Origin of the sequence: Candidatus Thiothrix phosphatis (assembly GCF_035668035.1) — a bacterium.
Lineage (GTDB): Bacteria > Pseudomonadota > Gammaproteobacteria > Thiotrichales > Thiotrichaceae > Thiothrix > Thiothrix phosphatis.
This window is the reverse complement of the sequence record NZ_JAYMYJ010000159.1, coordinates 1-20355: the sequence shown is the minus strand read 5'-3', so window position 1 is coordinate 20355 and position 20355 is coordinate 1. Positions and strand designations below refer to the sequence as shown.

Sequence of the window (20355 nt, the reverse complement as noted above, 5' to 3'; positions counted from 1 at the left end):
GCAGGTTTGAAAGCATCCCGTGAGCCTTACACCGCCGCTTTCCTGTGGGAACGGCTGGAAGAATTGTTCGAAGTCGAGTTCACCTTCCTCAAGGTGGAAGGGCTGGTGGTGGCGCTGGCACCGCTGGATCGGGACACGCAGGATTTCATCCTCGGCTGGGCGGTGCGCCTACTCAGCACCAACCTGTATATCAGCCACGAATTCACCATCCGCGTGGTCGATGCGCTCGACCGGCTGGAGCGGCGCGTGATCGAAGCCTGGGCGTTGCATGCGGCGGACACTTTCGACCGCTCCGGTTTGCGCCCAGCGCTGGAAGTCATCCAGCAGGTGGACAGCTTCCTCCTGAACGCCCATGCCCATGCGGAAGGGGTGACGTTTGCGGAGGTCGAGCCGGTGCTGTCGACCTTTGTCTGTGGTCTGGCGGGCCGCCGCCTCACGCTGGCGCAGGGTGAACAGGTTTATACCGATAGCGAAACCCTGTTCCTGCCGAATATCTCCGCGCAGATGGAAAAAGCCAAGGACAATTTCCTGTTGTGCAAGGCGCAGGTCGCCTTCATGTGGGCGCAGACCCGTTTCGGCAGTTTCCGGGTGGATTTTGCTACGGCGTTTGCGCAATACCCGGATCGGGAACAGGCACTGGCGGCGTTCCATGCGCTGGATACGCTGCGGCTGGAAGCTTGCCTGGAACGGGAGCTGCCGGGTTTGTGGCGGGATATGCAGCGGCTGGAAAGGCTGAATACCCCCCATCCTGACCTTCCCCCGCAAGGGGGGAAGGGACAAGAGGGTATTCCAGACAAGGATTCTGTACTCCCTTCCTCCCTTGTGGGGGAAGGGTTGGGGATGGGGGGGAGGGTTGTGGCGCGCCTTCAATCCCCTGACGCCACCATCAACGACGTGCTGGCGTTGCTGCCGGAAGTGCTGGGCATGGCATTCCCACCGCGCGTCTACCAGCCCCGCCTCAATCCCGAAGCGGTCACCGCCTGCATGCTGGCGCGGATGGGGCAGGAAAAAATCCTGTTCCGGGTGAAGCTGGCGGAACTGGCGAAGGAACTGGGCAAGGGTAAGGAGGAAACCCCTCCCAACCTCCCCTTATCAGGGGAGGAACAAGAGAAGTTGCCGCCTGAATTCGAGGCGCGCGAGGCGCAACAGGGCGAAGGCATGGAGCTGGTGCTGGAGGACAAACCCATTGCACCGCCGGAAGACGTGAAGCAACTGATGACCTCCATCATGCTGGACTGGGGCGAAATTCCGCCGGAATTTCTGGTTCCGGCAGGCGATGGCGAATACGACCCTGCCCTCTATCAGAAGGAGGAAAAGGATGTCGAGGATGTCTGGAAGGGCGTCTATCATGAGGAAGGCGCCTTCCTATATAGCGAGTGGGATCATGCCCGCCAGCACTACCGCAAGAACTGGTGCGTGTTGCGCGAAATCGAGATGACGGCGGGCGACCCGGCCTATGTCGAGGGGGTGCAGGAAAAATACCAGGGTCTGGTCAAGCACCTGCGCCGCACGTTTGAAGCGATGCGCGATGAAAACCGGCTGCTCAAGCGGCAGGCGCAGGGCGACGATGTGGACATTGACGCGCTGGTGGAGGCGCTGGCCGACAGCCGCGACGGCAGCGAGATGAGCGACAAGCTGTTTCAGCAGATGCACCGCGCCGACCGCAATCTGGCGGTGATGTTGATGGTCGACATGAGCGGCAGCACCAAGGGCTGGATCAACGAAGCCGAGCGCGAGGCGCTGGTGATGCTGTGCGAAGTGCTGGAAACGCTGGGTGACCGTTACGCGATTTACGGTTTTTCCGGCATTGGGCGCAAGCGGTGCGAAATCTACCATATCAAGCGTTTTGACGAGCGCTACGACGCCGCCACGAAGGCGCGCATCGCCGGGATTGTCCCCAAGGATTACACCCGCATGGGCGTGGCGATCCGCCATCTGAGCCAGAAACTGAACGAAGTGGAGGCCAAAACCCGTTTGCTGATCACGCTTTCCGACGGCAAGCCGGAAGATTACTTCGATATTTACAATACCCAATACGGCATTGAGGACACCCGGCAGGCGCTGTTTGAAGCGCGCCGCACCGGGATTCATCCGTTTTGCATCACCATCGACAGGCGCGGCAAGGATTACCTGCCGCATATGTACGGCCACGCCAACTGGGTGGAAATCGACGATGTGAAAAAATTGCCGTTGAAGGTGGCGGACATTTACCGGCGGCTGACGACGTAGATTTTTTAGGTGCTCTGCCAGCGTTGCAGTTAGGGGGCATGATATGGGAAAGGGGCTGGTGTCCTCAATTGTCCTCTTCCCATTCAAACCTGACAATGTTGCGTGCCTGCTGGTTGAACTCCATGCCAATCAGGAACACCCTGTGCTGCCCGTCGCGGTAAGGCGCGGCATAATTCTTGGCCTTGATTTGTGCGAGGGCGCTACCATCGCCTTCCGCCCCTTCCACCATCTTGAACTCGAATATGTACACCTGTTGCTGCCCATCCGGTAGGGTGAAGCGCAAAGCCATATCTACCCGCCCTTTGCTGCTGCTTTCCTCTGCCCGCGTGTCCAGGCTCAGTGAACACAGGTAAGCATACATCACAGCGGCATAATAGCCTTCGTAGGCAGCTATCGGGTTGTTGGTGTGGTTCTGGTGGGCGATGCCATCAAACAGGGCGCGGAAGCGCTGCTCCAGTGCGGCAAAATCATTGGTCAGGAATGCCTGGTACACGGAGCCGCGCTCATGGCGGCTGTCAGTAAGGTAATTGTCCAGCAAGTAACCCATCAGGCTGTAACGCACCTCATGGTTGGGGTACGACAGGATGTATTCCGGCGTGCTGCCCGGAAAGGCCACCTGCTTCTGTTTGACTGTCAGGTAGCCGGTCTGGAACAACAGGGTTTCCAGATGGATGCTGTCCACATCGAAATTGCCCAGCATTTTGTATTCCATCCGCACTGCTTCCAGATCGGGCAGGTGGAACGGGCGCTTGCGGAGGACATCCACCAGAAATGACGGCGTGCCGGTTTCAAACCAGTAGGGCAGGAATTCCTGACCCTTGCTGATGAACAGCAGGATGTCAAACGGGTTGTAAACGCTTTCCCCCAGCCAGTTGTAGCCGTTGTACCAGCGCTGCACCAGCGCTATGTCCGCGCCTTGCAGGTGTTGTGCGAAATACTGCCCAAGTTCCTGCTGGGTGTAGCCGCACAGGGCGCTGTAGCGGGCATCGAGGGTGATGTCTTCCAAGTTGTTGAGGCCGCTGAACAGCGAAACCTTGGAAAACTTGCTGACGCCGGTGAGCAAGGCAAAGCGGACATGGGCGTCGCTATCCTTGATTACCGAATACAGGTTACGCAAGCCGTCGCGCATTTCGGCGGCAACCGCAGGCTTGGTGATGTTGTCGAGGATCGGTTTGTCGTATTCATCGACCAGCACCACCACGGGCTTGCCATAACGGTTGCTGGCAGTGCGTATCAGTTCCGCGAAACAGGCTGTCAGGCTGGTTTCGGTGCAGGTGACGCCCAATTGCTGTTGGTTGATACGCAACAACTCCCCGATCTTTTCGTCCAGTTCGGCGCGGTCGCGCAATTGATCTACCCCACCAAAAGTGGACACATCAAGAAGCGGGTTGTTGGTAAAAATCTGCCTTAAAATCGACCGGAGTCCGTAACCATTGACAGCGTGATCCACCCCACGGACAGTTGGGCGTGAGCGCCAAAAGCGACGGCTATGACAATACGGAGAATGGGCGGTTTGAACTATAGGCATCCTGCTGGAATCTGAATGATCTTATCCGCCAGCATCTTAATGGCGCTGCTATTGTTTACAATGATCCCAATTGGCAAGTCATGCAGTTCCACAAACTGCCTCAACGCGGTTAGCTGTTTCGCCGTCGTTTGCCGCCCGAATTTGACCTCAATTGGCAAGGTTCCAAAGCTGCCATCCAGTACCAGATCAACCTCTGCGCCATTCTTGGTGCGGAAGTAGTAGTAATCCCAGCGGGTGGCGCGGGTCGCCTGTATTCCCTTGATGATTTCTTCGGTGATGAAGGCCTCAAAATTCTGGCCAACCTGCGGGGAGCGCAGCAGCGCTTCGCGGGTTTCGATGCCCGCGAGGTAATGCGTTAGGCCGCTGTCACGCAGGATGCCCTTAGGCATTTTCAGCGCCGACTTGCTCTTGCTGGTTTCAAATGCGGGAATAGTGCGCCAGATGTATGTTTTGTCAGCAATTTCGATGTAATCGCGGATCGTGACCTCTGACACATCCACTGAGCGCCCAAGCTGCGCCTTGTTGATGATGGAGCCGGAGAGGGACGCCAGCATGCGGATAAACCGTTGGTAACGGATGCTGTCCAGACGTGGGAACAGCCGCCGGATGTCGCGGTTGATGTAGGTCTGGTAGTAGTTTTCCATCCATACCCCGAATGCATACTGGCCTTGCGCCAGTACGGGTTCAGGGTAGCCGCCGCGGAGGAATAGCGGTATGGCGTCCTGGATCGGGTTTTCTAGGGATTTCAGTGATTCCAGTGTGTCGGCTGTCAATGGGTTTTCGAAGATTTGATAGACAGGCGGCAATGGTTGTTGGAGAATTTCATTCATCTTCAACGTGCCGATTTCCACAATGGCAATTCTTCCAGCCAGTGAATCGCTGGCGCGTTGCAACAATTCGGGGGAACTGGAGCCTGTCAGGATAAACCGCCCTTTTTCCCCCCGTTTGGCGTCAATGACGCCGCGCAGGTGGCGGAAAAGGTCAGGGTCTTCCTGGGCTTCGTCAATGATGAGGTGGCGTGGGTGTTCGTGGAAAAAGAAATCGTAATCGCGGCTGATGAAGTCATGGTCTGCTGAGTTTTCCAGGTCGAAGTAACGCCATTCCGGGCGCAACTGCTGGCTGAGGGTGGTTTTGCCTGTCTGCCGTGCGCCAATCAGCAACACCACCGGGAACAGGCTTAACAGCAAATTGATTTTGGATTCCAGATTTCGTTTAAGACCAGACATATCCAAACTTTACCTTAGGATTTGTCTGGTGTAAACCTACAGTTTCGACATCCAGTGTTCGTGGAACTGCGCTTCCGGCAACTGCCAGACTCGGGTATGCAATTGGCACAGCATGTCGGCGTCTTCCAGGATGACCAGCCGCTCGCTGTTGGAAATGGCTCCCGGCCCACGTTCCAGCAGCCGTTTGACCAACTCTTCCCGTTGGTGGCGTGTGCCTTCGGGGACATTGGAACGCTGTGGGATGTAAGTCATGTGCTGGCGGAACGCCAGTGGGTCGACGATGACGCGGGTGAACAGGTCGCGGGTCGACATGCAGGGGTTCGCCAGCATCCGCGCATGGTTTTCCTCAAACGCCTGCAGGACGAAATCCGGCTCGACTTCTTCAGGGGTGCGGAACAGCGGATTCTGCGCGCCGGTCTGGATGCTGGTCAGGATGGCCAGCGGCACGGCCAGTATCAGTCCGGCAAGAACCGGCGACATCCACAGGAATGTCATCGGGTTGACCAGCAACAGCAAGCCGCCCCACCCCAGCCCGGCCAGGCTGACCCAACCATATTCGCGCGCGGCGTCATCCCAGGCGAGGCCGCCGCCGGTGCGTTGCTGTGTGCCCCACACCGCTTTCTTGCCCCGCAATACTTGGACGACGAATTTGCTGTAATACATCATCCGCACCGGCGCGGTCACCATCGACAACAGGGTTTCGGTCAGCACGCTGGCGGTCAGGGCGAACACGCCGCCGAATTTCCGGATGGAATGCTTGCGGGCCGCCTGCACCAGGCCGAAAGTCTTGTAGAAGAACAGCAGGATAATGGTCAGCGCCAGCAGGGCGGTGTTGCCGGTCGTGAGCGGAATCAGCGTCAGGTGCGGGTAAAACACCGCAATGGCGGTCAGGATCAGCAACCAGCCCAGCCAGATGGGGGAGCTGACATAGGACATGATGCCGCCCAGCAGCAGGAAACGGTGCAGGTTGGAAATGCCGTGCGACCAGATGATATGCCAATGTTGCAGGTTGCCCTGGCACCAGCGGCGGTCGCGCTTGAGCGCGTCGGTCAGGGTTGGCGGCGGGCGTTCGTAGCTGCCTTCCAGGTCGTAGGCAAGCCAAGTTTCCCAACCCGCGCGGCTGAGTAGGGCGGCTTCGACAAAATCATGGCTGAGGATTTCGCCACCCAGCGCGCCGCTTTCTTCCAGCTTGGGCAGGTGGCAATGCGCCATGAACGCTTGGGTGCGGATAATGACGTTATGCCCCCAGTACTGGCTTTCCCCCAGCCACCACCAATGCAATCCGGCGAAAAATACCGGCCCGTACAGGCGGTTGACGAATTGCTGGCCGCGCGCATACAAGGTGTCCAGCCCTACCGTGTACAGCGGCGTCTGGATCAGGCCGACGCGCTCGTTGCAGTCCATGGCGTCGACCAGCCGCACCAAGGTGTCACCGGTCATCAGGCTATCGGCGTCCAGCACCACCATATAGGGGTGGCGTCTGCCCCAACGGCGGCAGAAATCCATGACATTGCCGCTTTTTTTCTTGGTGCGGTGTTTGCGGCGGCGATAGTGGATGCGTTCCGATGAGCCGACTTCCCTGCACAGAGCCGTCCAGGCAGCTTCTTCGCGCAGCCAATTGCTGGCGTCGTCCGAGTCCGACAGGATGTAGAATTCGAAGTGCTGCAAATGGCCGGTTTTTTCCAGCGACTGGTAGATCGCCTGTAAACCGGCGTAGACGTAGGCGATGTCCTCGTTGTAGATGGGCAGCAGGACTGCGGTGGTTTCCAGCGACTGCAAGGGGGGGAGGGGTGTTGACGGTGATGAGGCGATCCGGTTGAGGCCTCCCCGGTTCAGCACCCACAAACCTGCCGAAGCAGTCATGAAGCCCAGCGCCAGCCAGAAAAACAAGACCGCAAATGGCGTGACGACCAGCGCTTGCCAAAGAAACGGCAGTTCAGGCGGTAGATTTGCGCCCAGCCAGAAGGTTGCCAGTCCAGTTAGCAGCGTTATGACGGAGAAAAACGCCACACGCCGCTGGAAGGCGGTTATTTGCCAGGGTCTTCTCCCGCTATGTCTGTGCATTTAGTGTGAATGACGCGCAGGACGTTGGCGTGAGCGTTGCGGTAGCAGGGAAATGGCCTGCAAGGGGGCAACCCGGATGCTGCTACGCTCAAAACGTGGGCCAGTCTGGGCGCGGAGTTCTGTTTTGTTGTTCGGTGGTTCAGGCAAGGGCGCTGGTGCCGTTTCGGTTTGTTTGCAATGGCAGGGGGAGTCCTGCGCATTGGCCTGCAACAGCGCAAGCTCTTCCTGGGCGGTGCTGATGAACAATTGGATGAGCTTCGGTTCGTTGAAAACGTTGGCGTGAGCAAGCTTGAGTGTTATGCGTGATAGGAGTTGCTCACGTTCAGCATCTGGCAACTTGTGCAGCTTCAGGTAGTCATTTGCACGTTTTTTTGCCTGCGTCCAAGCGTCCATGGAGGAGGAGGAACCCATTTGCACTACGTTGGGCAGGGTTTGTGCTAGTTGTTCAGTCATCTGTGTCAATCCATTCAGGGTTGTTAACTGTCAGGTTGCATCCTGATTTTGTTGTTCTTGCTCTGCTGCGCTCAAGGCGCATTGCATAGCGCTTCCGGAATTGGATAAGACCATGTTTCGCTCACAGGGTTTCGGCCGTCTGTCAGACGGATAGTGAGCTCCATGGGGCCTTCACACGTTTCCGGGAAAACGGCCGCTATGACCCGCCAGCCTTTAATATAGGGGTTTTCCTGCACGACGGCGGGCTTGGTTTGCCCTTTGCCGTTGAATTTTACCTCTGCTTTGGGAAGCTCCGCCAGTTTGGGAACCTTATTGAAGTCCACAATGAAACGGATGCGCCCCTTATGGCCGGGCAAACCGTCCACCGCCTGATTGGTGGCACGGGTGGCGACAACCTTTCCGGTGGCGTGGGAAGGCGGGTCATCCGAGCGCCATGACAGGCGGTAGTGCAGGTGCGTGAACGCTTGGCCTGCGGCGCTTTTCCAGTAAGCGACCACATTGTCATATATGTCGGATTGCGTTGGCAGCCGCAACAACTGGACAGTTCCCTCGCCCCAGTCTTCCAGCGGCTTGACCCATACACTCGGGCGTAGATGATACCACGCTTCCAGGTCTTGATAATGGTCGAAATTACGGTCCCGTTGCATCAGGCCGAAGCCGCTGGGGGATGTCATGGGGTGTGATCCAACATTGAAGAAAGGGGCTTCGGATAGCGGCTGCCAAGTCCACTGTTTCCCTTGCTGGAGCAACAGGCCATCGGAGTCATGCACTTCCGGGCGGTAATCGCCGTATTGGTGGGGGGAGTTTTCCCCGTGGAAGAACATGCTGGTCAAGGGGGCGACGCCAATCTCGGTGATGGCTTTGCGCGGATAAAGCTGGGTTTCCACTTCAAGTTCAGTGCTTTTGCCCGGTGTCAGGGCAAAGCGGGTGGCCCCGGTGGTGGAAGGGGAGTCCAGCAGGGCGCAAAAGTGAAGTGTTGTGGCGTTTTGCGCCGGTTTTTCCAGCCAGAATTGGGTGTAGTCTGGGAATTCTTCCTGGCCTTCCACGGACGTGTTGATGGCGAGGCCGCGCGCGGAGAGGCCATAGTGCTGGTCTTCGGCAAGCGCGCGGAAATAACTGGCGCCTTGAAACACCAGGGTTTCACTGTGCATGTCGCCTGAATCGGTCTTGCCCATTTTCGACAGGATGCGAAAGCCGGTGAAGCCCATGTTGGCCTCATCCTTTTCTATGTGGAGATCCTTGACTTCCGAGTAGTCGAAATATTTGCTGGAAAACTTGATGGGTGTTGCCGCGCCGTTGTCCCACTCAAACAGCTCAATCGGGTAGATGTAATGCATGCCCGGATGCATGAATTCCAACTGGAACGGCAGATCCTCATCCCGCCAGAAGGTCTTGAGCTGGCGGAACTTGATATGTTGGTAATGGTCATAAGTGATCCGCCCGGTATCCACCTGCATCATGGGTGTTTTGCTGAAAGGCTGATGGGAAAGTTGTTCCGCGATCTGTTTGACATGATTGAAACAGCCTTCATCTGCATGAGCGGAAAAGTTTGTCGCCAACAGCAGCACGAGGAAAAATAGCCGACAAGGCAGGTTGGATTTCATGGTGGGGAGGATACCGCAAAAATGCTGTTTGTTCAGTAGGTTGCCAATATTGACCAAAGGACTTGGGGCGGAAATTCTAGAGCAGAATCCGTGTTGCGTCCAGCGGTATATTGTTGGCACGGCGGTTGGTTGGTCGTATAGTTCGCTACCATAAAGTGAAAGCCTAACAACAAGGAAGCAGAATTACATGAAGCGTGATATTTCGCTGGACATACTGAGGGGCGTCATGCTGGTCATCATGGCGTCCGACCATTTCGGAGAGCCAGTTTTCCAGCACTTGTATGAGTTTGCCGGGTATGTCAGTGCGGCAGAAGGGTTTGTGTTTCTATCCGGGATGCTGGTTGCCCTAGTTTACAGCCGCTACCATACAGCAAACGGACAGTTGCTGGAAAAGCGCATCTGGCATCGTGCGGGCGTCATTTACCTATACCATCTGATCGTGGTGCTGGCGGTGTTCATCTTTACGGTGGCGACTGAGATGTCCGGTGCCTACTGGAAAAGCTTCGCCACTGAGATGCAGGCGGAGCCGGTGCGGGGGTTGTTGTCTGCGATGGCTTTGGTCTACCAGGCTCCGATGCTGGATGTGTTGCCCTTGTATGTGATCCTGATGCTGGCGGCTCCATTTGGTTTGCGTCTGATGTTGCAGTACCGCAGCGTCGGCGTGGCGATGGTGTTGTTGGGCAGCATTGGGTTCTGGCTGGCGGCGCAATATGGCGGCGGACGCGCTGTGCTGGCGTTGTTGCCCCATGCCGTAATGGTGCGCGTTGGCGCATTTGATTTCATGGCGTGGCAACTGGTGTTTGTGCTGGGCATGGCATTGGGGTATCTGCGTTTCAGCAGCAAGGGCGAATTGCCCCGCATCAATGGCTGGCTGTTTACTGCCAGTGTGGCTGTGGTGGTGTTCCTGTTCCTGCAACGTCATGGCCATATTCCGGGCAATATATCGCCAATCGCTGCTTGGTTGCAGGAGTATCGCCATATTGCGCGTGACAATATGTCTTGGTTACGGCTGTTGAATTTCCTGGCGATGGTATGTGTGGTCGCTGGTCTGATCACATTCCACCAGCGCTATGGGATATTCAGCTGGCTGGCGTTGCCTGGGCGTTGGTTGGCGTTTCTGGGGCGCAACTCCCTGCAAGTGTTTTCCTACCATCTGGTGGTTTTGTACTGTTATATCCCGTTCCGTTGGGGGGCATGGGCGTTGACCGACAATCAGAAATGGGTGTTTTTGGCCTGTTTTATCGCTAGCCTGAGCCTACCAGCTTGGTGGTATGAACGGTGGCAACAGCGTAAGAAAGAAGCGGCCAGCTTACAAAAACAGCCGGATTTTACTCCAGCCCCAACAGGCGGCTTAATTGCTGCTGTATCAGGATAATTTCACGTCAGGCACAAGGGGCTAGAATTTAAACCCCTTGTGCAGCGCCACAATGCCGCCAGTCATATTGGTGTAGGCGACACGTTCGAAACCGGCGGATTCCATCATGCCTTTGAGGGTTGCTTGGTCAGGGTGCATGCGGATGGATTCCGCCAAGTAGCGGTAACTGTCAGCGTCGTTGGCGATCAGCTTGCCCATTAAGGGCAAAAATTTGAAGGAATACTGGTCGTAAATCGGCCCCAAACCTGGAGCCACCGGCTTGGAAAACTCCAGCACCAGCAAGCGCCCACCCGGTTTCAGCACCCGGTGCATGGAGCGCAAGGCGGCGTCTTTGTCGGTGACGTTGCGCAAACCGAAGGCTATGGTGATGATGTCGAAGTGGTTGTTGGCAAAGGGTAGACATTCGGCATTCGCTTGCACATAACGGACATTGCCGCCGATCCCCCTATCTGTCAGCCGCTCACGCCCATTTTCCAGCATGGAGGCGTTGATGTCTGATAGGACAACCTCCCCCTCTTCACCAACGATTTGCGCAAATCTGGCAGCAAGGTCGCCGGTGCCGCCCGCAAGATCAAGCACCCGGCTACCGCGCTTTGCCCCTGCCGCATCAATGGTATGGCGTTTCCACAGGCGGTGAACGCCAAATGACATTACGTCGTTCATAACATCGTATTTGTCGGCTACTGAATGAAATACCCCCGCCACCCGGCTAGCTTTCTCGTTGATGGGTATTTGTTGAAAACCGAAATGAGTTGTTTTGTCCTGTTCTGTCATGATGACGTGTTTCCCTGTTGTTCACATTTCGGGTCATTGTAACAGGCTGACGCTGTTTCTACATGGAGTCGGGTTATGAAAAAGTTGATTGTAGGTCTGGGATTGACGGCGCTGGCGGTTCCCTCCGTTCAGGCAGGATGGACGGGAAGCGTTGAAGATATGCGTACCATGCAGGCTAACGAAAGCAGGCCAATCGTGCGCGTCAAACGTTCCTATGTAGGCACTGCATCATGTGGGCAATGCCATATTCGCTACAATCCAGCAAAGCAGCATACCGTGAACCCTCCTCACCAGCGCCGTCCGCCACAAGCGACAGGGTGGCAGCGGTCGGCACGGGTGACACCGCACATCTCGCAAAGGCAGCCATTGGCACGGCCAGTGCAGATGTATGCTTACTACGCGCCACAGCGCCACCCTGCGCAGCAACCACCGCGAGTTTACCGCATCGTTGGTCAGGCACAGCCTATGTGCCGTTACATCCGTTAAGATTAGAGGGGCATAAAGAATTTTGCCATCCAGGCAAGGATTCCTTCACGCCAAACTAACGCAGTAAAGCCAGCCATCGCTAACCACGGGCCAAAAGGCATTGGCAGGCTTTCCTTACTGCGCTTTACTAGCATCCATAAGATGCCGAAAACTGCACCAAACGCTGAGGAGGCAAAAATGACGAAGGGCAATATTTGCCAGCCGCCCCATGCCCCCAGTGCGGCTAACAGTTTGAAATCTCCAAATCCCATGCCTTCCTTACCTGTCAATAGGCGAAAAAGGTGAAAGACCGTCCATAAGGATAAATAACCGGCAGCAGCCCCTATTACCGCGTCAGGCAGGGCGGCAAACATGCCAGCCGTGTTTAACAGCAGTCCGGCCCACAGTAGTGGATATGTCAGGAGATCGGGCAAGAGCATGGTCTTGGCATCAATCATAAACAAGGCGACCAGGCTCCAGGTGAAACCCAGCATCGCCAGTAACTGCGTACTGTAGCCAAATTGCCAGGCGACCAGCATGGAAAGCAGTGCTGTCGCTGTTTCAACCAGTGGGTATTGGATGGAAATGGGAGTGCCGCACCCGGAACATTTGCCCTTTAGAAACAGGTAACTCAATACCGGAATGTTTTCCAGTGCGGTGATTTTGTGACCGCAGGTCGGGCATTGTGAGCGGGGAACAACAAGATTGAAATGTCCGATATCCGTTTCCGTGGAGTGTTGTTCCAGCCATTCATTGCAGTCACGTTTCCACTGGCGTTCCAAGATGATAGGTAGGCGGTAGATCACTACGTTCAGGAAACTGCCGATCAATAATGAAAATAGTCCGACGACACCAATCAGCCAAGCATTGTTGGTGCTGAGTAAATAAATAAGTTCCATTGATGATTATCCCTAAACGACTGATCCCAGTTTGAATATCGGCAGGTACATGGCGATGACCAGGCTGCCGACGATACCGCCCAATACCGCCATGATCAAGGGTTCGATCTGTTTGGCAAGGCTATCCACCAGATCATCTACTTGCTCTTCATAGTAATCAGCCACTTTAGCCAGCATTTCTTCCAAACGTCCGGACTCCTCGCCAATGCGGGTCATTTGCACCACCATGTTGGGGAATATTTGCGTAGTCTGCATGGCGGTATAGAGCTGCACACCGCGTGCAGTATCATCCTGCATACGGCGGGTGGCGTCTTCGTACAGGGAATTACCGGTGGCACCTGCTACGGAGTCCATGGACTCGACCAAGGGTACGCCAGCTGCGAACATGGTCGACAGGGTGCGTGAGAAGCGTGCAACCGCAGATAGGTTCAAAATATTGCCGATAATGGGTATCTTCAATGAGATTCTGTCGATAAAACGGTCGAAGGTTTTGGATCTGCGTTTAGCCACGGAAAAGCTGTAACCAATCACCACAAAAACGACTACCGGTATCCACCAATTTGCTTGCAGCCAGTCGGAAATTGAAATGACAAACAATGTGAAAGCTGGCAGATCAGCGCCAAAACTGCTGAACACTTCTTTAAATTGCGGAATAACCCAGATGAGCAGGATAGCGGAAACTACGACGGCAGCTACGATTACCAGGACAGGATACATCAAGGCTTTCTTGATTTTGCTTTTGAGTGATTCACTTTTTTCTTTGTAGGTGGCCACTTTCTCCAGCATGGTTTCCAATGTGCCAGCCTGCTCGCCTGCCTTGACCAAGTTGACGAAAAGCTTGTCAAAATACTTTGGATGCTTGGCCAATGCGGCACCCAAGCTGGCACCACCCTCAATATCCATACTCAGTTTCTTGACTAAATCGCGCACGGCTGCATTGTCGTTGCTGGTGGCAATTAATTCCAGGGATTGGACCATGGGGACGCCGGAGCGCATCATGGTGGTTAATTGGCGGGCAAAATGGGCAATATCCGCTGTTTTGATGCCCGGCTTAAATAACGGTTTGGGCTTGCGGTAAATGCGTCCAGGATTGATGCCTTTGCGGCGCAACTCGGCGCGTAACCAGTTTGGGTTCACGGCTTGGGTTTCGCCACGGATTTTTACACCGTTACGGTTAATGCCCTCCCACACGTACATGTGTTGCTGTGCGCCTGATGAGGCTCGGTTTGGGGCTGGTTTGTCCAGGGTTTTGCTCTGCATATCCGAAACTCTTGCGTTATTTTTATTATCAACGTTGAGTCTAGCATAATAATAGGAGTGGCTGTTTTTTCACGGATAATCGGTTATCCGTATTAATCGGTGGTGACGCGCTCAAGTTCCGCCAGCGAAGTGATGCCTTGCCGCACCTTGTTCAATGCGGAACGGCGCAAATCGAGAACGCCTTCCTTGTGGGCTTGGTCGGCAATTTCCAGTGAATTGGCCCCATTCATGATCATGCGCCCCATCTCCGCGGAAATGGGCATGACCTGATAAATCCCTACCCGTCCTTTGTAGCCACGGGAACATTCCGAACAGCCAACGGGTTCATAGAGGTTCAGGGAGGGCAGTTCTTCTTTGGCAAATCCCATTTTCAGCAGTATTTCATGAGGGACATTGGCGGGTTGTTTGCATTTTTCACATAAACGGCGCGCCAGCCGCTGGGCAACGATCAAATGGATGGAGGAAGCAATATTGAAAGGGGGCACCCCCATGTTCATCAAGCGGGTCAAGGTTTCGGGGGCGCTGTTGGTGTGGAGGGTGGAAAGCACCAAGTGGCCGGTCTGGGCGGCTTTGATGGAAATTTCTGCCGTTTCCAGGTCACGGATTTCCCCGACCATGATGACGTCCGGGTCTTGGCGCAGGAATGAGCGCAAGGCTTCGGCAAAGCTCAGGCCGACCTTGGCGTTGACATTGACCTGGTTGACGCCTGGCATATTGATTTCAGCTGGGTCTTCGGCGGTGGAAATATTTTTTTCCGGCACATTGAGTATCCCCAGCCCCGTGTAAAGCGTGACGGTTTTGCCACTGCCGGTAGGCCCTGTCACCAGTATCATGCCATCTGGTTTTGCCAGCGCCGTCATAAAATCTTCTTTCTGTTTGGGGTCAAAGCCTAGCTTTTCCACCCCCAGCGTTGCATTGGACGAGTCGAGTATACGCATGACGACTTTTTCGCCGTAAAGCGTCGGCAGGGTGTTGACGCGGAAGTCAATCTTTTTCTGTTCGCTATAGTTGAAACGGATGCGCCCATCTTGGGGAACCCGCCGTTCAGAAATGTTCATCCGCGCCAAAACCTTGATGCGTGAAATCAGTTGCTGCGCTGAATCGTTCGGGGGGCTGGCCACCACCTGTAGGATGCCGTCGATCCTGTAGCGGATACGCATATTTTTTTCGAAGACTTCAATATGGATGTCCGACGCCTTGGCGGTGATTGCATGCGCCAATAGTTTGTCGACGAATTCAACAACGGCTGGGTCTTCGTCCTCTTTTGCTTTGAGGTCGCGGGTGTCAAGGGCAATTTCTTTGGGGCTGGAAGACGGCGTGGCCGCCGATGTGGTTTTGCCGACGCTAACTGGCGCAGCAGCTTGGCCAATGAATCCTGCATCTATCTGCAGATGGGTGAGCAATTTGTCAAATTCAATAAATACGGGTTCAGGAATCAGGCCGGTCGCAAATTTGACGTCATCCAGGTTGGTCAGATAAGTGGGGTCAGCAAGCCCAACCATCAGGTTCTTGCCACGCTGATACAAGGGGATCAAGTTCAGCTTTTTCATCTGCTCCATATTGAGCAGGTTGGCCACTAAAGGGGGGATGCTGACTTCATAGAGGTCAACCATACTGAGCCCGTATTCTAGGCTGGCAGCATAGGCGACGTCTTTGGCGGATACCAGGCGGGAGCGGATAAGCCATTCCACCAGCGAGATTTTCTCTGCGCGTGCTTTCTGCACGGCCTGGGCGGCCAGATCCTTGTCGAGCACTTCCTGCACGACAAGCTGTCTGGCGAGTCCTGGTAATGGGATGGATGATGTCAACGGAATCATGTAGTCAGTATTGTTATGTCGTTGTTCAGACTGGTAATCGGCATCATACCCTGCCGAAAATGTCTATAAAATGAATTTTTTCATTTATCATTTCCTTTTAAGCTAAACGGTTGTATCAAAGCCTCAGGTCAGCATTACTGGAGGAAAGGATATATTTCAGGTCGTATAACACATGCAGTGGGCGGCCTAAGCGGTGGATAGTGTCGGATCCCATTTCCTGAAATTGGCGATGCGCAACGGCCAGGATAATGCCATCGTACTGTCCAGGAGCCAGCCTGGGGAGGGGGGAAATATGATACTCATGTTCGGCTTCAAGAGGGTCGACCCATGGGTCATAAACGTCAGCCTCAATATTGTATTCCCGCAGTTCTTTCAGAATATCAATGACTCGCGTGTTGCGCAGGTCAGGGCAGTTTTCCTTGAAAGTCAACCCCATGATTAGAACTTTGGCCCCTTCCACCTGAATGCGCTTTTTGACCATCGCTTTGATGAGTTGGGCGGCGACATAGGCTCCCATGCCATCATTGATGCGGCGCCCGGCCAGGATGACTTCCGGGTGATACCCGAGTGATTTGGCCTTATGGGTCAGGTAGTAGGGGTCGACACCGATGCAATGTCCACCAACTAGGCCGGGCCGGAATGGCAGGAAGTTCCATTTGGTGCCAGCAGCTTGCAGGACAGATTCAGTATCAATTCCCATGCGGTTGAAAATGATGGCCAGCTCATTGATCAGGGCGATATTGAGGTCGCGTTGGGTGTTTTCGATGACTTTGGCTGCTTCAGCAACCTTGATGCTGGGGGCAAGGTGGGTGCCTGCCGTAATAATGCTGCGGTAAAGGGAGTCCACGAATGCGGCAACTTCAGGGGTGGAGCCGGACGTGACTTTTTTGATGGTGGTGACCCTGTGCTCTTTGTCACCGGGATTGATGCGTTCAGGCGAGTAGCCCGCAAAAAAATCCACGTTGTAGCGCAGCCCGGAAACCCGTTCGATGACGGGGATGCAGTCTTCTTCCGTGGCTCCGGGGTAGACAGTGGATTCATAGACAACAATATCACCGGACTTGATGATTCTGCCGACGCTTTCACTGGCTTTGAGCAGTGGCGTGAGATCCGGTCGTTTGTGTTCATCGATGGGCGTGGGAACCGTGACGATGAAAACGTTAGCGTCCCGCAGGTCGCTTAACTGGTCGGTATGGCGCAGTTTTATTGCAGCCTGTAGTTCATCCGGATTGACCTCCAATGTATGGTCTTTGCCATCCTGTAGTTCACGGATGCGGCTACTGTTAACGTCAAAGCCGATGGTCGTGTAATGTTTGCCAAATTCGACGGCCAGTGGAAGGCCGACGTAACCGAGGCCGATAATGGCGATAGTTGTGTTTTCTAGTGATTGCATAATGTGCCAAGCTTGTTATTGTTTTTCCTGATTTAAGCAGTGATGGCGGCTATATGCAAAATTGGATGATGAATGGCGGCTATAGCTGTTCACTCAGCGTAAGCGGGCAGGGGATTGTTGTTTGGGTTAGACTTGCCGTATTGGTAGGAACGGAGCAGGCAGGCAATGCGTCAAAATGAGTTGCTGGAAGTTTTGGCAAATGGCGAAAATTCCGGGGTTGAGTTTAAGCGGGATGACATTCGGCCAGAACAGCTCGCGCGGGAAATCGTGGCGTTGGCGAATTTTCAGGGTGGACGTATTTTGCTCGGAGTCGAGGATGATGGCACAGTTTCTGGGATTCAGCGTAAGGATCTGGAAGAGTGGGTAATGAACGTGTTTAGGGACAAAGTTCATCCCATGATGTTGCCGTTTTATGAAGAAATCTGCTTGCCTGATGGCAAACGGGTTGCCGTAGTCAGTTTCACGCAAGGCATTTCCAAACCATATGTGGTGCGTCATGCAGGACGTGAGGACATTTACTTGCGGATCGGCAGCACCTCACAATTGGCGACTCGAGAACAACAGGCGCGGCTGTATGCGCTAGGTGGCATGTTGCATACGGAAGTGATGCCTGTGCCTGGCACGTCCATGGCTACACTAGACAAAGCGAGGTTACAAAACTATTTGGAGGTGGTGATTGCCGACCCGGAGGTTCCGCAATCAGGGACGGATTGGGAAGAGCGTTTGTTAGGGTTGGGCTTTCTAATCAAGTCTCCAACCGGAGAGGTGTTGTGCACTATTGCCGGGTTGGTCTTGTTTGGCATTAAGCCTCGCCGTTATTTACGGCAGGCTGGCATTCGGGTGATGGTGTTTGAAGGGCTGCACAAAACTTATCGGGCGCGGCTAGATGAGGTGCTGGATATGCCACTGGTCGGACGTATTGATAGCGATAAGAGTGGGAGCAGGACGGTTATTGAGGAAGGACTGATTGATAAATTTGTCTCCGTATTGCGGCCTTTCATTTTCCATGAGGGTGGCGTGATTGATGAAAACAGTTTGAGGCGTGATCGTGGCTGGATGTATCCCCTGAATGCCTTGCGGGAAATTATCATCAATGCTTGCGCTCACCGTGATTGGACGCGTTTTGTGGATATTGAGGTTGGGGTCTACGCTAATCGGTTAGAAATCGTCAGCCCAGGTGCCTTACAGAATTCCATGACGATTGAGAAGATGAAGGCGGGGCAGCGTTCGCCGCGTAATCCGATTATTGTTGAGGTATTGCGGGACTATGGATATGTAGATGCGAGGGGAATGGGCATTCGTACCAAAGTTATTCCTCAGATGCGGGAATTCAATGGGACGGAGCCAGGGTTTGAGGCAACGGAGGATTATTTGAAGACGACGTTGTGGCGTTCCGTAGTTAGTGTGGGTTAGGTTGCTTATTTTTCATTTAGTTTACAGATGCAACCTTAGCAGTTGTTTTCCATGGGTTAACGTCCAATACACCAGCCGGTTGGGCCGTTGTCCGATTGAATGCCCAAACAACGTCTTTTTCTTTGCCGCTCAAGGCAAAAAAGGCATAACCATCCATAGTTTTACCATGTTCATGCAGAAAATCTGCTAATTTTTCCTTTTCTTGGGGTGAAATGAATAATTGTTTTGGGTCAAGCCCTTGAGTGATCACTGTCTGTACAAATTTATTGAATGGTTCGTAGTACTCCGGGCGGGCGTCAAGGTCAGGCTTGCCAGATAAAACCTCTAGTGTCACCCGTGACATTTCTGCCGGGTCAGATGGTTTTTTTACATAAACCAGGGTTGGGCCGGAAAATTTTGATTTTTGTAATTCTGCATATTTAGCCTTTGCAGGTGACACCTCATTGGTATTGATGGGGGTAAACCTATCAATGGCATAAGCTACATAAAGTGGATGTGCTGCATAAATGGTGTACATGCCATAACCTAAAGCGATGATCTGAATAATTGCAATAACCGATAAGTCAAGTTTGAGAGTCGATTTTTTTGGTTTGAATACGACTAATGTTAATAGGGGGCCAAGTATTACATCCACGGAAATGAGTAGCAGGATAATATGCTGAAGCCCTGAAATGTCAAAAAACGGCTGTGGATACCATACGGTCAACGCAAATATTAGAAAGCAACCAATAACAGACGCGCTAATGACTAGGTGGATGAGTGATGCTTTTAGTTTCTGCCTAATCATGTTTATTCTCCATTTTTATCATGGTTACGAGATCAAGTTTGTTAGTTATTATTGCGGCAGGATGCCGGTCGGTAGGTATTAGGTAATGTTCCATCACGGCAGTCAAGTGTAATTTGTTCCCCATCAGTTTCATACCGAAAAAGTAAGGTGCTATTGTCTGTATCTAATCCTAGGTTTTGAAAGCTCACCTCTAATACTGCATGGTTCTTATCAATTTTTGTATAACTGGTATTGCTGATGTATTTTGAAGTTGCCATCATATTTTTGACCATATCGGCTGCATGGCTTGATGTGTCAGGCATTTGGCCAAGTGTGAAGTATTCTTCCCAAAGATAGGTTTTGGCGACCCCTGAAAATTGGATAGTTTCCAGCAATTTGGCGCGAATGGTATAAGAGTGGTAGGCGGGGAGAGCTATGGCGGCAAGTACTCCGATAATGGCGACCACAATCATCAGCTCTATGAGGGTGAAGCCGGATTGATTGTTGGCGGGTTGCATTATTGTCTCCTTGGTAACACGAAAGGGCACCGGAGCGCCCTTTCTGTTTTTAAGGCTAAACCTGAAGATTAACGGCAAGCTGCTGGGACATATTTGGCAAGAATAGTACCTGCTGTTGCACTAGCCATGCCGGTTGCTGACGCTGATGCTTTGGTGTCAGAAGCGCAAGCCCAATCAATTGAACCCGTAGTGCCAGCGCCTTGAGCCGTAGCGAGGTCGGTGGCGGCAGCAGAGGTTGAGCGAATGTAAGGAGATAAAACAATAGTGTTTGCATTAGCGCCAAGACCTACATTGTTTGTGTTGTAGGTGATGGTGACCACACCAGTGGCAGTTGCCATGAAAATACTATCAACAAACTTACTGCTGTGACCGAGCCCTGCACCTGTTGTGTCATTTTCTAAATTCCAAGTGTTGGCTACACGAGCCAAATCCAGTGAAGAAGCTGCACCTTCAGTTGCAACAGCCAGTTTGGCAGGTTCAGCCAAGCCGAGACCTTCAGTAACTTTGGCGCGGATAGTGTAATCCTGGTAAGCAGGCAGTGCAATCGCGGCCAGAATGCCGATGATGGCGA

At 53.7% G+C, this 20355-nt stretch carries 17 protein-coding genes; 4 read left to right on the top strand and 13 right to left on the bottom strand.

All coding sequences use genetic code 11. The annotated features are described in order from the left end of the window. Positions 1-6: 6 nt before the first annotated feature. A complete protein-coding gene (locus VSS37_RS20640; protein ID WP_324698283.1) occupies positions 7-2229 on the top strand; it encodes a nitric oxide reductase activation protein NorD in 2223 nt (740 codons plus the stop codon). Between the two features lie 64 nt (positions 2230-2293). On the opposite strand, the gene VSS37_RS20635 is transcribed toward VSS37_RS20640, so the two are convergent. The 5 genes from VSS37_RS20635 to VSS37_RS20615 all read right to left on the bottom strand — a co-directional run bounded on the left by VSS37_RS20635 (position 2294) and on the right by VSS37_RS20615 (position 9104). Continuing rightward, positions 2294-3577, bottom strand: coding sequence for an AAA family ATPase (locus VSS37_RS20635; protein WP_324698280.1), 1284 nt, complete (start codon positions 3575-3577; stop codon positions 2294-2296). Positions 3578-3747: 170 nt separating this feature from the next. Further along, a complete protein-coding gene (locus tag VSS37_RS20630; RefSeq protein WP_324698278.1) occupies positions 3748-4983 on the bottom strand; it encodes an ATP-binding protein in 1236 nt (411 codons plus the stop codon). A 36-nt stretch (positions 4984-5019) separates the two neighbouring features. Further along, complete coding sequence (gene mdoH, locus VSS37_RS20625) at positions 5020-7047, bottom strand: glucans biosynthesis glucosyltransferase MdoH (protein ID WP_324698277.1); 2028 nt, start codon at positions 7045-7047, stop codon at positions 5020-5022. Next, positions 7048-7500: a hypothetical protein gene (locus VSS37_RS20620; RefSeq protein ID WP_324698276.1), complete on the bottom strand. Its 453-nt coding sequence runs from the start codon at positions 7498-7500 to the stop codon at positions 7048-7050. Between the two features lie 71 nt (positions 7501-7571). Then, positions 7572-9104 (bottom strand): OpgD/OpgG family glucan biosynthesis protein, encoded by a 1533-nt coding sequence (locus VSS37_RS20615; protein ID WP_324698275.1) that lies wholly within the window; start codon positions 9102-9104, stop codon positions 7572-7574. A 187-nt stretch (positions 9105-9291) separates the two neighbouring features. On the opposite strand from VSS37_RS20615, the gene opgC reads away from it, so the two are divergent. Continuing rightward, positions 9292-10479 carry an OpgC domain-containing protein gene (gene opgC, locus VSS37_RS20610; protein WP_324698274.1) on the top strand — a complete coding sequence of 396 codons (1188 nt, stop codon included), beginning with the start codon at positions 9292-9294 and terminating at the stop codon, positions 10477-10479. Between the two features lie 21 nt (positions 10480-10500). Here the strand turns inward: opgC and ubiE are convergent, their stop codons facing one another. Next, complete coding sequence (gene ubiE, locus VSS37_RS20605; protein ID WP_324698272.1) at positions 10501-11253, bottom strand: bifunctional demethylmenaquinone methyltransferase/2-methoxy-6-polyprenyl-1,4-benzoquinol methylase UbiE; 753 nt, start codon at positions 11251-11253, stop codon at positions 10501-10503. Between the two features lie 75 nt (positions 11254-11328). On the opposite strand from ubiE, the gene VSS37_RS20600 reads away from it, so the two are divergent. Continuing rightward, positions 11329-11739, top strand: a complete 411-nt coding sequence (locus VSS37_RS20600) for a hypothetical protein (protein ID WP_324698270.1) — start codon at positions 11329-11331, stop codon at positions 11737-11739. 2 nt (positions 11740-11741) lie between these two features. On the opposite strand, the gene VSS37_RS20595 is transcribed toward VSS37_RS20600, so the two are convergent. The 4 genes from VSS37_RS20595 to tviB all read right to left on the bottom strand — a co-directional run bounded on the left by VSS37_RS20595 (position 11742) and on the right by tviB (position 17087). Then, complete coding sequence (locus tag VSS37_RS20595; RefSeq protein WP_324698268.1) at positions 11742-12617, bottom strand: prepilin peptidase; 876 nt, start codon at positions 12615-12617, stop codon at positions 11742-11744. Positions 12618-12629: 12 nt separating this feature from the next. Continuing rightward, on the bottom strand, positions 12630-13877 hold the full coding sequence (locus tag VSS37_RS20590) for a type II secretion system F family protein (protein WP_324698267.1): 1248 nt from the start codon (positions 13875-13877) through the stop codon (positions 12630-12632). 92 nt (positions 13878-13969) lie between these two features. Next, a complete protein-coding gene (pilB, locus tag VSS37_RS20585; protein WP_324698265.1) occupies positions 13970-15694 on the bottom strand; it encodes a type IV-A pilus assembly ATPase PilB in 1725 nt (574 codons plus the stop codon). A 115-nt stretch (positions 15695-15809) separates the two neighbouring features. Further along, on the bottom strand, positions 15810-17087 hold the full coding sequence (tviB, locus tag VSS37_RS20580; protein ID WP_324698264.1) for a Vi polysaccharide biosynthesis UDP-N-acetylglucosamine C-6 dehydrogenase TviB: 1278 nt from the start codon (positions 17085-17087) through the stop codon (positions 15810-15812). A gap of 165 nt (positions 17088-17252) precedes the next feature. Here tviB and VSS37_RS20575 point away from each other — a divergent pair, with 165 nt between their 5' ends. Further along, positions 17253-18500, top strand: a complete 1248-nt coding sequence (locus tag VSS37_RS20575) for an RNA-binding domain-containing protein (RefSeq protein WP_324698263.1) — start codon at positions 17253-17255, stop codon at positions 18498-18500. A gap of 16 nt (positions 18501-18516) precedes the next feature. Here the strand turns inward: VSS37_RS20575 and tfpZ are convergent, their stop codons facing one another. The 3 genes from tfpZ to VSS37_RS20560 all read right to left on the bottom strand — a co-directional run. Continuing rightward, positions 18517-19287, bottom strand: coding sequence for a TfpX/TfpZ family type IV pilin accessory protein (tfpZ, locus tag VSS37_RS20570; RefSeq protein WP_324698262.1), 771 nt, complete (start codon positions 19285-19287; stop codon positions 18517-18519). A gap of 41 nt (positions 19288-19328) precedes the next feature. Continuing rightward, positions 19329-19784, bottom strand: a complete 456-nt coding sequence (locus VSS37_RS20565) for a pilin (RefSeq protein WP_324698260.1) — start codon at positions 19782-19784, stop codon at positions 19329-19331. Positions 19785-19852: 68 nt separating this feature from the next. Then, on the bottom strand, positions 19853-20355 hold a 503-nt coding region (locus VSS37_RS20560), incomplete at its 5' end, for a pilin (RefSeq protein ID WP_324698258.1).